The 12,197-nt window shown below is 44.0% G+C and carries 10 protein-coding genes and 1 pseudogene; 9 read left to right on the top strand and 2 right to left on the bottom strand.

Features of this window, described 5'->3' with window-relative positions:
- Window positions 1-139 precede the first annotated feature (139 nt).
- The 3 genes and pseudogenes from Q1A86_RS04685 to Q1A86_RS04675 all read left to right on the top strand — a co-directional run bounded on the left by Q1A86_RS04685 (window position 140) and on the right by Q1A86_RS04675 (window position 1,715).
- Window positions 140-595: a YaiI/YqxD family protein gene (locus tag Q1A86_RS04685; protein WP_299803460.1), complete on the top strand. Its 456-nt coding sequence runs from the start codon at window positions 140-142 to the stop codon at window positions 593-595.
- Window positions 596-988: 393 nt separating this feature from the next.
- A pseudogene (locus Q1A86_RS04680) lies at window positions 989-1,432 on the top strand (hypothetical protein); the annotation flags it as partial.
- 76 nt (window positions 1,433-1,508) lie between these two features.
- A complete protein-coding gene (locus Q1A86_RS04675; protein WP_299803457.1) occupies window positions 1,509-1,715 on the top strand; it encodes a hypothetical protein in 207 nt (68 codons plus the stop codon).
- A 127-nt stretch (window positions 1,716-1,842) separates the two neighbouring features.
- Here Q1A86_RS04675 and Q1A86_RS04670 read toward each other — a convergent pair whose 3' ends face one another.
- A complete protein-coding gene (locus tag Q1A86_RS04670; RefSeq protein ID WP_299803454.1) occupies window positions 1,843-2,157 on the bottom strand; it encodes a putative quinol monooxygenase in 315 nt (104 codons plus the stop codon).
- A gap of 485 nt (window positions 2,158-2,642) precedes the next feature.
- Here Q1A86_RS04670 and Q1A86_RS04665 point away from each other — a divergent pair, with 485 nt between their 5' ends.
- From Q1A86_RS04665 to Q1A86_RS04650, 4 genes are all read left to right on the top strand, one after another.
- On the top strand, window positions 2,643-4,037 hold the full coding sequence (locus tag Q1A86_RS04665; RefSeq protein ID WP_299803452.1) for a glutamate decarboxylase: 1,395 nt from the start codon (window positions 2,643-2,645) through the stop codon (window positions 4,035-4,037).
- Between the two features lie 56 nt (window positions 4,038-4,093).
- Entirely contained in the window at window positions 4,094-5,839 is a 1,746-nt protein-coding gene (locus Q1A86_RS04660) for a transporter (protein WP_299803450.1), read from the top strand.
- A 566-nt stretch (window positions 5,840-6,405) separates the two neighbouring features.
- On the top strand, window positions 6,406-7,497 hold the full coding sequence (locus Q1A86_RS04655) for a PfkB family carbohydrate kinase (protein WP_299803448.1): 1,092 nt from the start codon (window positions 6,406-6,408) through the stop codon (window positions 7,495-7,497).
- The gene (locus Q1A86_RS04650; RefSeq protein WP_299803445.1) at window positions 7,491-8,405 is read left to right on the top strand and encodes a pseudouridine-5'-phosphate glycosidase; all 915 of its coding nucleotides are present in this window, start codon (window positions 7,491-7,493) and stop codon (window positions 8,403-8,405) included. Before Q1A86_RS04655 ends, Q1A86_RS04650 begins: the two co-directional genes overlap by 7 nt.
- 73 nt (window positions 8,406-8,478) lie before the next feature.
- On the opposite strand, the gene Q1A86_RS04645 is transcribed toward Q1A86_RS04650, so the two are convergent.
- A complete protein-coding gene (locus Q1A86_RS04645; RefSeq protein WP_299803442.1) occupies window positions 8,479-9,747 on the bottom strand; it encodes a dicarboxylate/amino acid:cation symporter in 1,269 nt (422 codons plus the stop codon).
- Between the two features lie 520 nt (window positions 9,748-10,267).
- Between Q1A86_RS04645 and gltS the strand changes: the two genes are divergently transcribed.
- Both gltS and Q1A86_RS04635 read left to right on the top strand, forming a co-directional pair.
- A complete protein-coding gene (gene gltS / locus Q1A86_RS04640) occupies window positions 10,268-11,497 on the top strand; it encodes a sodium/glutamate symporter (protein ID WP_299803441.1) in 1,230 nt (409 codons plus the stop codon).
- 189 nt (window positions 11,498-11,686) lie between these two features.
- Complete coding sequence (locus Q1A86_RS04635) at window positions 11,687-12,169, top strand: RNA polymerase sigma factor (RefSeq protein ID WP_299803439.1); 483 nt, start codon at window positions 11,687-11,689, stop codon at window positions 12,167-12,169.
- Window positions 12,170-12,197: the final 28 nt, after the last annotated feature.

The following is a 12,197-nucleotide window of genomic DNA, read 5'->3' as shown; positions in this document are numbered from 1 at the left end:
AATTAACGATAAGTGATGAGCATATATCAGTGATGCTCTGTTATCTACTTTGCATAAAGACGTGACTAAGATTAATGACCAATTGCTGTTATAATTTTCTGCAGATTTTTCTGGCAGTGAGCCAAAGTTAGGAGCGCAAATGAAGGTTTGGGTTGACGCCGATGCATGTCCGGGTGTGATTAAAGAGATTTTATTTAGAGTGGCAGATAGAGCCAAAGTTGAAGTGACGCTGGTGGCTAATCACTGGATGCGTATTCCTCCGTCACCTTATATCAACTTGAAAACGGTCTCTTCGGGCTTTGATGTGGCCGATGATGAAATCGTTAAACTACTGAGTGCCGGAGATCTTGTGATTACGGCAGATATTCCACTCGCCTCAGAAGTGATAGATAAAGGTGGGGTAGCCTTAAACCCGCGTGGCGAGCTTTATACCGAGCAGAACATCAAATCGATTCTAAATATGCGCGACTTTATGGATACCATGCGTGCCAGTGGCGTACAAACCGGTGGGCCAGCGGCAATTGGCGCCAGTGAGAAGCAAGCTTTCGGTAATCAGCTAGACAGGTTTATCACTAAGCATCATAAGCCTAGTTAAAGCGATTTAAATCTCAGGTAATTCTGCTTTGTTTGAAATCGACTGCATAGAAAAAGGAGAGCATCAGCTCTCCTTTTAGTTTTGTAACTATTTATTTATAAAAAGTTATTCGTTATCTGTGCTACCCGTCCATTCGATATTAGCCTTGATTGGTTCAACAATGCCTTCTTGAACAAATCGATGCCGATAAAATATCTGGGCTCGAAATTATTACGGGGGACGAACATCAGCTAAAGCGTATCGACGCCTCGTTAGCAATTGAATAGAACAAGGCACAGGTTGATGAGATTGTGGCTGATATACACCAAGGAATGACAGGTAAGTAATCACAGCTAAGAAAGCACAAGTAAGCTTGGGATAGAAGGCTGAGTTAATGATTTAAAGAGTCGAAGTGTTATTAGGGTAAGCGACAACGTCGTCCTGGAGGCATGGGCAGAAGTCGGTAACCTATTAGACTATAACGATAAAGGTTGGCTGCGATCCTCGGTGGGTGCTCCTTGCCATCCTAATATAAGACTCTGGTTCCCAAAGCTATCACCCAACGAGCAGCAGTTTAATCATATTAGCTTTGACGGCGATGAGGAGTATGAAAACTGTATTGAGTCAATAGTTAAGAAGTGTCCGTTTATCGATAGAAATCTTGCGGAATATTTTCAGCAAATGGTTTTTGCTCGTGTAAAAGATGAGCTTGGGCAGACGATGTACCGTTTTAAAGGTTTATTTATATCGGATAGAGATAAAACGAATACGAGTCAGCAGTTTACTGCAAGCGTGTTAAAACAGCGCTTGCGTTGTGAGCAGTTTGCAAGCACTGAAAAATGCAGAGTTCAGCTATAATGTTTACAGTGCTGTCATATTAGGTCGAGATAAACAAAAGCAGCAGTGGGTTAACAGAGATAAGTAGGTGGATATTATGGCTGAACTTAAGGTACAGGTGGTTGGCGAGGGGCTGGGTTTAATGCTACCAAAAGAGGTCGTTGAACAGCTGCATTTACACGCTGGCGATAGCATTAGCCTTGAAAGGCTTCCCCATGGCAGTTTTCGAATAGCTAATTTAGACGATAAGCTTTCGGAGCAGATGGGGTTAATTGAAGGCTATATGCATGAAGAGGATGCCTAGCCACTTGTGAGTTCGCCTTGGTTATTTCACTACTATTAAGTGCAATCTGCTATTGAACTTTCTCTGTCATGCTTTATGGGGTTTATTTAGTTGTGCGCTACTAACCTAATCTAGACTAGCGTTAATTTCAGCCGATAAGTGTCATCTCAGTGAGAGTAAGTTCTTTTACCATTCCCTCTGTTGCCGCGACATAGTCTTTTAAGTGTTGTGCATTCATATGAGCTTGTAAAAGTTCTCGTGAAGCCCAGTTTTCATAAAAGGTGAAATGAGCTGGGTTGTCGTTATCTTGGTGCAGGTCATACTGTAAACAACCTTGCTCATTTCGAGTGATTGCAATCAGTTTTAGCAGTTCGGCTTTTACTTTTTCAACCTTATCCGCATGGGCTGTGATATTTGCGACTATTGTTAAAGGGGTGGCTGAGCGGGGCGTCGAATGAGTCATCTTGTTACCTCTATCAAAATTCTAATAAGTGTGACATTCACAGTAATGGATTTAGTCGTTAGTAATAACAGTGTAATGATTGATTCATTGTCAAAATAATATTTAGAGTTAACTATTACGGCCATAATCTTGTCTGTATCTGCATTGCAAATCAGCCAATTTAAAATTGGCGATAAATAACAACTACTCTCATACTAATTTTGTACTTTATTAAACATTAACCAACGATAACTGAGTTATTTGTTGGTTTTTTTGCTTCTCTAGAGATAGGTTGTGCGGTTTAAAATGTTGCCACTTGGTTATTTCTTGTTGTTTTTAGCTGGTATTTACACTTAATCTTATTTTTTGGATTAACTTTTGATTAATTCCTGGTTTTACTGTCTGTTGAGTGTTGCGGTGGTGTGCACTATCTTCTATGTTGGTTACATCAGCTGACCATCGCCAGCTCGTAGGAAATTTTATTTAATTCATTGGAGTAAAATATAATGCCTCTTCACTCAAAAGATACTGTGCGAGATGACCTCTTAGATGATATCTACTCATCGTCAGACTTAGCTTTATCCATGCCAAAATACAAGATGCCAGAGCAAGAGAATAATCCTCGCCATGCATACCAAATCGTACACGATGAGCTGATGATGGACGGAAACTCGCGTCAAAATCTAGCGACATTTTGCCAAACCTGGGTTGAGGATGAAGTTCATCAATTGATGGATGAATGTATCGATAAGAATATGATCGATAAGGATGAGTATCCTCAAACAGCTGAACTTGAAGCCCGTTGTGTGCATATGCTTGCCGATCTATGGAACTCCCCCGATGCCGAAAACACCTTAGGTTGCTCAACCACTGGCTCAAGCGAGGCTGCGATGCTCGGTGGTATGGCATTGAAATGGGCTTGGCGTAAAAAAATGAAAGCATTAGGTAAACCAACAGATAAGCCCAATATGGTTTGTGGACCTGTACAGGTTTGCTGGCACAAGTTCGCGCGCTATTGGGACATAGAGTTACGTGAAATCCCGATGGAAGGCGATCGTTTAATCATGAATGCAGAAGAAGTGATTAAGCGCTGCGATGAAAATACCATTGGCGTTGTACCGACTTTAGGAGTGACGTTTACTTGTCAATACGAGCCCGTTAAGGCTGTGCATGACGCGCTCGATAAACTGCAAAAAGATACTGGATTGGATATTCCAATGCACGTAGATGCCGCTAGTGGAGGCTTTTTAGCGCCATTTTGCCAACCAGAACTAGAGTGGGACTTTACATTGCCAAGGGTAAAATCGATTAATGCGTCAGGGCATAAATTTGGTTTAAGTCCTCTAGGTGTGGGTTGGGTTATTTGGCGCGATGCGTCAGCGTTAGATGAAGACCTGATATTTAACGTGAACTATCTTGGTGGCAATATGCCTACCTTCGCATTGAATTTCTCAAGACCTGGCGGCCAGATAGTGGCGCAATACTACAACTTTTTGCGTTTAGGCAAAGAAGGCTATAGAAAAATCCATCAGGCTTGCTACGACACCGCCCAGTACCTATCGAGTGAGATTGAGAAACTGGGGATGTTCGAGATCATTTATGATGGTCATGACGGGATCCCAGCAATGAGTTGGTCGTTAAAAGAGGGCGTTGACCCTGGGTTTAACTTGTTTGATCTCTCTGATCGTATCCGTTCTCGAGGCTGGCAGATTGCGGCCTATGCCATGCCGCCTAAGAGAGAGGATTTAGTCATTATGCGTATTCTGGTACGGCATGGATTTAGCCGGGATCAAGCGGACTTACTGGTGGCTGATTTGAAGCACTGTGTCGAATTTTTTGCCGAACACCCAATTTCACATGGTAGTGATGCCAAAGAGTCATCAGGCTTTAATCATGGTTAACTAGTCGAAAGGCCGTCTACAAAGATGGCCTTTTTTCATTCCGTTTAGTATGAGAAATGATGATGAATATTTCTGAGTTATTCAGTTTTGTGTTTAGTTATATCGCTCATAATCCCTTTGTGTTTCTGTTCTTAGCCATTGCTATCGGTTATCCACTTGGAAAAATATCAATCAAAGGTGTTGCGCTAGGTTCAACAGCCGGAACCTTAGTCGTTGGTGTCGCTATCGCCCTGACGGCTTTTTCTGTATATGGCTTGAAAATCGAAGAACCCGGCCTAGTATCTGACATTTTCTTGATGATGTTTATGTATGCTATAGGCATGAAGGTAGGGCCGCAGTTTTTCTCGGGCCTAGCTAGAGGTGGACTAGATTTTGTGGTCATAGGCTTGATAGTAGTCTTTAGTAACTTTCTTATTGTATTTTTCGGAGCAAAATTACTCGGTTTAGCACCGGGTTATGCTGCAGGAATTATCTCGGGCAGTTACACGGTAACAGCCGTTATGGGGGTAGCTCAATCAGCTATTTCATCTGGTGCGTTTAAGGCGCCTGCAGGAATGACCTTAGATCAAGTGAGCGCGAATATTGCTGCGGGCTATGCTATTAGCTATGTCTTATCCAGTGTTTTTATTATTCTACTTATTAAGTATTTACCTGCGATGTTTGGTATCGATCCCGTTAAGGCGGGTAAAGAGGCTGAAGCGGAATTTGGTGTTGGTGATGATGTTGAAGCGCTGCCAAGTACGAATGGTTTTTCAAATATTGGAGTCCTACCATTAGATATTCGTGCTTATCGAGTCGAGCACCAAGAACTCGTTGGCCAAAGCGTTGAGTCACTGTTTAAGAAGTTTCCCCATGCTGCGGTTTTAAAAGTGGTTCGTGGCGAGCAAGTCTTCGATGCTGCAGATAATCCCAAACTCGCCTTAGGTGATGTTATTGGTATTCGTGGTGACTACAATACTTTGATTGCCGATGGCGCAGCGGTGGGGGCAGAGGTAGATGAACCTAGAGCAAGAAACGTCGATATTGAAGTAGCCGATGTTCACTTGGGTAAATCTAACTATACCGGTAAAACGATTAGTCAAATAAGTGAAGAGATAGGCTTCGGCGTTTATATTAAAGCGCTGTTTCGTCAAGGACATCAGTTGCCAGTTGCACAGCAAGCAGTGGTTGAAGTTGGCGATGTATTACGGATTGCAGGATCGGATTGGTGCGTTCAGCAAGTCGCTAAAAAGTTAAATAGTACACCGATAGTAGAAAGTACATTAACGGAAACCTTTTACTTAGCTTTATCCTTGCTGATTGGTTATGTTTGCGGACATTTTAGCGTTACCTTAGGTGGGATCCCTTTTGCATTAGGCACCTCTGCGGGTTGTATGCTAACCGGGATTATATTTTCTTTCTTAAGGACTCGTAACCCAACCTTTGGTGGGCCTATGAGTGAAGGCGCAAGAAGCTTCTTACAAGATATCGGCTTAAGCTTATTTGTCGCGGTACTTGCTGCAACGGTTGGCCCTAAGATTCTGGCTTCATTTCAAGGTATTGTGGTGATTAAAATTGCGGCTCTTGGTTTAACCGCTGCGCTTGTTCCTCCTTTGTTAGCTTGGCTATATGGCTTGTATTTCCGCAAGATGAACCCCGCGATATTGGCTGGCGCCTGTGCCGGTGGACGTAATAGCACGCCTGCAATGAAGGGGGCTCAAGATGTTTGTCAAAGCGATATGCCAGCGGTTGGCTACCCTGTACCTTATGCACTCACCTCTATGATAGTGCTGGTATTAGGCTATTTAACCATGGTGCTCTAGCACTTAGAACAAGCACTTAGATTAAGCCTTAGAACAAGTACTTAGCGTTAAGGTTTAGTGCTTGTTTAGAGTGCGAAGAGTGAGAAGATAGATAATAGGTTTACGATACTCACAGTTACAGGGAAGACAGCTCTTTGTGAGACAGTCCTTCTGGAGTGTGAGTATCGGCCTTTTATTGTACTCATCGATATTAATTTTACTTCCAGCCGTCATATCTAGTTGTATCCATTATTAGCATTTTTCTATTAAATCAAAGCGCCTCATCTCCAGTTATCACTCATTAAATAGCAGAGCCGTTGCTCTCCCTTAGAGCTTGATCTGACTGTGTTCGCGCCGTTTAAATGGCGAGAACACTCTATTTGTCTGCAGATGATAGGTTGTTAATCAGCGTCTAATTTAGCGTTATTTAAGCTAATATCCTTTAAGCATCTCGATCACAATTTCCTCCAATCAAACATTGCCGCTCTTGATTAATCAATTAATTAAGCATATCCTCGGTACAAGTTTAAACAAAAGTTTGGTATCCAAACAAATGTTTGTTTGGCCGTGTCGACTGGATAATAATAATGACAGAACGCGAACTCGAGATACTAGCACTACTTAAACAAGACCCGTTGATCCCGCAGCAAAGTATTGCCGAACAACTGGGGATCAGCCGCTCTGCAGTGGCTGGTCACATCATGAATCTTACCCATAAAGGCGTGATTAAAGGTAAAGGCTATATCCTAGCTGAATCTCGCTATGCCATCGTGATCGGTGGTGCCAATATGGATATTCTTGGCCGTCCTTTACATACCCTACAAGTTGGCGACTCTAATCCTGGTAGCGTAACTTGCTCACCCGGTGGCGTGGGCCGCAATATCGCAGAAAACCTCGCCAGACTAGGCTCAGATACTCATCTGATTAGTGCGCTTGGCAAAGATACCTATGGTCAGATGATCATGACTCAGTGCCAACAGGCGGGTGTCGATATGAAGGCCTGTATTCAGTTAGATGAGTTTGCTACTTCGACCTATTTATCTGTGCTCGATGGCGATAGCGATATGCATGTTGCCATTAATGATATGGCGATTTTGGAAAAACTCAGCGTTGCTGTGCTAAAGACCCATGAAGAAGTGTTACGCCGAGCCGAGCTGATTATTGTCGATGCCAACTTATCGGCGGAGTCTTTGGAGTACCTGTTAAGTAACTTCTCAGATAGACCGATTTTTGTCGATACGGTTTCCTGTGCTAAAGCCGAAAAAATTAAGCCTTTCTTAAGTTCAGTCCACACCTTAAAACCTAACCTTAAAGAAGCTGAGCAGCTGTCAGGGATCAGCATCGATAGCCATGATCAACTGCCTGAACTGGCGAACTGGTTCCACAGCCAAGGCGTGAAGCGCATCTTCTTAAGCTTAGGTGGCGATGGCGTGTTTTATAGCGATGAGGGCGTACAAGCCTTAGTTCCCGCTATGACAGTGTCTATGGTCAATGCCAATGGTGCGGGTGATGCATTTCTTGCGGGTCTTGCCCACGGCTGGATCCAGCAGTGGAGCACTGAAGAGTCAACTCAATTTGCTATAGGAGCTGCAGTCGTCGCGCTGTCTCACTTAGCCACAATAAACCCTAATATGTCTGAAATTACCGTTAAGCGCGTTATCAAGGAGTCGTTATGTTAGAGCAGTACCTAGATATTAATCCAGAAGTTGCAGCAGCATTAGCAGCAGGTAAGCCTGTGGTTGCATTGGAATCGACCATCATTTCTCACGGTATGCCTTATCCGCAAAACGTAGAAACGGCGCTTAAAGTTGAGCAGATCATTCGTGACAACGGTGCAGTACCTGCAACAATCGCAATCCTAAAGGGGCGTCTTAAAGTGGGTATGACCCATGAAGAGATTGAATACTTAGGTAAAGCGGGTCTAGATGTGATTAAGACCAGTCGCCGCGATATTCCGTTTATCGTCGCTAAAGGCGTTGACGGTGCAACAACGGTTGCTTCAACTATGATTTTGGCGCAGATGGCCGGTATTAAAGTATTCGCTACAGGCGGCATTGGTGGCGTTCACCGCGGCGCGCAGCAGACTTTTGATATTTCAGCTGACTTACAAGAGCTAGCAAATACTGATGTAACGGTTGTTTGTGCGGGTGCTAAGTCAATCTTAGATATCGGCCTAACTCTAGAGTACTTAGAAACTCAAGGTGTACCGGTTATTGGTTATCAAACTAGCACACTACCTGCTTTCTATACTCGTGAGAGCGAGTTTGGTGTTGACTACCAACTTGATACACCAGCACAAATTGCTGCGGCAATGAAAGCTAAGTGGGATATGGATCTTAAAGGCGGCATCGTTGTTGCGAACCCAATTCCTGAAGCGCATCAGCTGGACCGTGCGATGATCGATCAAGTGATTGTCGATGCCGTTGCAGAAATGGACAGTAAAGGCATTTCAGGTAAGGCTTCAACGCCATTCCTATTGGCTAAAGTGGCTGAAACCACTAAAGGTGTAAGCCTAGCGGCCAATATTGAGCTTGTGTTCAATAACGCTAAACTAGCAGCGAACATTGCGGTTGAATACGCAAAGTAACCAAAGCTTAAAGTAAATAAAAGGCACCTTGCGGTGCCTTTTTCGTTTCTGTCGTTATTGACGCTAATCGCGACTATGCACGCGTTTGCGCATCCAGTTCCAGTGACGATGCAGGAGTTAACTCATGTTGTTCACTGTGGTCGACAATACTGACCACAGCGGAGTCACCTACAACATTGGTACTGGTACAGAACATATCGATGATACGGTCGAGTGCTGCAACGAGTGCGATAGCTTCCACAGGTAAGCCCATCTGATGAATAAGCACACCGATCATCACAATGCCGCCACCTGGCACGCCACCTGCACCAATAGACAGGAGGAATACACTAAAGGCGAGCGCTGGAATTTGATCTGTGGTGATAGGGTAGCCAAAGGCATTACCGACAAAGAAAGCGGCGACCGTAATATATATGGCAACACCACTCATATTCATGGTTGCGCCCATAGGTACGCCAAAGCCTGCAACGCTAGGCTTTACGCCAAGTTTGTCAGTTAAGGTACGCATGGTGACTGGAATCGTGGCATTCGAACTTGCCGTCGAAAGGGCAAACAGAAACTGCTCACGGGTTTTACGGCGAAACTCACCAGCTGAGATATTGGTTGTCATGCCAACAACTACCGGATAAACCACTAGAGCCCAAACGGCTAATAAGCTTAAGATCACCGCCATGTAGCTTAAGACGCTGACAAATGCCGATGGCTCGAAGGTCGCACCCAGTTTAACCATTAACGCGAACACACCAATAGGCGCGACTTGCATAACAACGGTAATCGCCTTAAGCATGACTTTGTTGCCGTACTTGAAGAAGGTCACTATAGGTTTAACATCTTCGCCTAGGGCCTTAATGATGCCGCCTGTGAGCAGTGCCATAAAGATAATCTGCAACATATTACCGTCAGCAAAAGCCTGAAATGGATTACTTGGAATAATATTAACAATCATATCGATAAAGCTAGGCAAGCTGGTTGAGGTAAGGGCTGCGCCGTCTTCACCCGTTAGTTGCATGCCTTGTCCTGGAGCGATAAGTAGTGCTAGACCAATCGCTGCGGCAATCGCAATAACGGTATTGACTAGGTACAAGCCAAACGTCTTACTGCCGAGTCGGCCGAATGACTTGAGATCTTTCAGCTCGATAATACCGCTAACGATACTGAAAAATACCAGTGGTACAACTAGCATCATGATGAGCTGGACAAACATACTGCCAGCGCCGGATGCGATATCGACAAGGGTGGTATTGGCAAAGCTGGTTTCACCAAAGCCGTATTGGAAAAGTGTGCCGAGTAATAAGCCGGCAAATAAGCCAACGAATATACGTGATGATAATGATTTGAACATAAGTCTGCTGCCTTCAATGATGTTGGTGACTTCCTTCCTTAGATAAACGCTCCCTGATTGGTATAAAAAGTATTCAACTAAAGAGAAGTGGATCACAAGTCCGACCAAGTTATTTGCTGTAAATTGTATTGTTTTTGCTCAGACGCAAAACCTGTGGTTATCGATTTGTTAACATTTTTAATGGTTCAACCTATATCTTCCGATATTGCTTTGCAAGTTTGCCGCTTTGTTGCTAGGGCATTTGTGATCCCTTGCCTTGTATAGCGAGGGGGCTTGCACCAGAGGGGCAGCGACCGCGTTGGTGAATACGCGCCGATGGAATTAGGTTAAATGATTGTAAAATATCGGGGTGATTAATTTGCCTAATGCCTCTATGATGTTATCTGTATTAAGGGCTGCCGATTACTTTGTTCTGCTCGTGAGGACGTTAATTGGTGCGGGCTTTGTCGTTAGCGAGAGAGGAGAAGACTCATTTTAGCTCCTTCTTATTTTACTCACATAAAGGGATTAATCGATTGTCATGGAACCACAGCTAATTGAAATAAAAGACTTTGTCTCTTTTACCTTGGCGATAATTGCGCTATTTATCGGTAAAAGTATTATCTCTCGATACGAGTTACTCAGAAAATACAGTATCCCTGAGCCCGTGGTGGGTGGTTTTGCCTGCGCCGCTATCGTGGGTATTCTTTATTATGCCTTCGATATTCAGATCGAGTTTAATCTCGAAGTCCGTGATGTGCTATTGCTCTATTTCTTTGCTGGTATCGGCTTGAAAGCTGACTTTGCCACCCTATTAAAGGGCGGTAAGCCGCTACTGATCTTAATTACCCTAGCGAGTGTGTTCATCTTCTTGCAAAACTTTACTGGGGTTACCATCGCTTCTCTATTTGGTTTAGATCCTAAGGCTGGCTTGATGTCAGGCTCGATTTCTCTCATAGGTGGTGTGGGTACCGCTATGGCCTGGACGCCAACATTCGTTGAGGAGCTAGGTATCGTTAATGCCAGTGAGCTGGGCATAGCATCTAATACGCTAGGACTGATTTCGGCCTGTGTGATTGGTGGTCCTATTGCGGCATATTTGATGAAACGCCATAAGGTTCAAGCTAATCATGACTCAGATCTCGATATTGGTACTAGCCATCAGGCGGGCTCATCACATATTAAGGTGGACTACTTTGGGGTATTGCGCGCCTGGCTATGGCTAAACGTTACCTTGATTATTGGCTACTTTATCGATCTGGCACTGCAAGAGGCTGGAGTTAAGCTACCTATGTTCGTCGCCTGCCTACTGGCGGGTATTATCATAGGTAATATAGGAAGAGCCATTCTAAATCGCAGAGAGGTCAAGGATAGAGCCTATTTAGACGATGCGTCTCAGGGCTTGTCGCTTATTCAAGATATCTGCTTGGGTATGTTCCTGACTATGGCTTTGATGAGTCTTAAGATTTGGGAGCTAGAGGGTAGCTTGCTCTATATCTCGGTAGTCATGGCCGTACAGGTATTGTTATCGATAGTCTTTACCATCTTTGTGGTATTTAGAATGATGGGTAAAGACTATGAGGCGGCGGTGATCTGCTCAGGCTTTGGTGGCGTGACTTTAGGCTCGACTGCGACGGCGATTGTAAATATGACGGCGGTGACTCAGCAGTATGGTGCGGCTCATAGAGCCTTTATTATCGTGCCGCTGGTATGCGGTTTCTTTATCGATATTATCAATGCCATGATCATCAACTTGTTCGTCTATTTTTAAGTTTTATTCTTTTAGGCTTTAATCGCCACAGGGGCAGGGAGAAGGGAGCAAAAGCTCCCTTTTTACTTATATGGAAAAGAGTTAAATAAAAATTGTGTGAACCTTTTACTCCGTTGCATCGTCTTTATTAAAAACAGCTAAGGGAGCGGCTTTATCGGCATATCACAGACTCAGATAGAACTTTGGGTATTGGAAGCACAGACGGGAAGCCGTGATGCATTTTCTGCCTTATGTCAGCATTTTTATCCTGGTGCTATTAGCTTTGCGGTTAAGCTCTGTGGTGACGTGCATCTGGCTGAAGATGCTGTGCATAATGCGTTACTTAGGTTATCTAAAACTGTAAATAAGCTTCGGGATCCAGGCGCTATCAACACTTGGGTGTTTAAGCTGGTTCGCTGGCAAGTGCTCGATATGAGCAAGCAGCAAAAGCGTTACCAGCCAATGGTAGAAACTGCGTTTTTTTTCAGTGATGACAAGTTTGAAGATCGTGATTTAGCTAAAGCGATTGCCAAGCTCCCCAGTATTGAGGGACAAGTTATCCATCTGTTTTATCTTGAAGAGTTTAGCTTAAAGGATATCGCCAAGGTGCTTGAGATCCCACATGGCACGGTTAAATCGCGCTTGTTTAGAGCCAGAGAGCGATTAAAGCAATTGTTAGAGCAAGACTGTTAGAGCAAGGCCGTTATAAAAAGCCAGTTAG

Source organism: uncultured Shewanella sp., from assembly GCF_947497935.1.
In the GTDB taxonomy this organism is placed as follows: domain Bacteria; phylum Pseudomonadota; class Gammaproteobacteria; order Enterobacterales; family Shewanellaceae; genus Shewanella.
Note: the sequence above shows the minus strand (reverse complement) of the source record. Positions and strands in the feature narration are given on the sequence as shown.